Origin of the sequence: Vibrio sp. 10N.222.52.B7 (assembly GCF_041474275.1) — a bacterium.
Classification (GTDB): Bacteria; Pseudomonadota; Gammaproteobacteria; order Enterobacterales; family Vibrionaceae; genus Vibrio; species Vibrio crassostreae_C.
In genome coordinates this window covers 873-1078 of the sequence record NZ_JBFRTU010000118.1, presented here as the reverse complement: position 1 = coordinate 1078, position 206 = coordinate 873, and the positions used below count along the sequence as shown (strand labels likewise).

1 pseudogene is annotated in these 206 nt (G+C 48.1%); it reads right to left on the bottom strand.

The window, feature by feature from the left end:
- Window positions 1-206 (bottom strand): annotated as a pseudogene (locus AB4512_RS20995) (D-hexose-6-phosphate mutarotase); the annotation flags it as partial.

Genomic DNA, 206 nt, shown 5'->3' with positions numbered 1-206 from the left:
CCAACGTTTAGGTAAGTGTGTAGTGCACCAGAGAAAGTCCATGGCTGAGAATCAGTGTTCTTCACGTCCAGCGTTACTTTTAGTTGTTCGCCGATCTCAACATTCAAGCGAGCATCAAACTGATGAGGCCATACTGCTAGCGTCTCTTCGCTTGGCTTCAGACCTAAGCTAACAATCACGCCAGCTTCGCTTTCACGGTGTTCAAC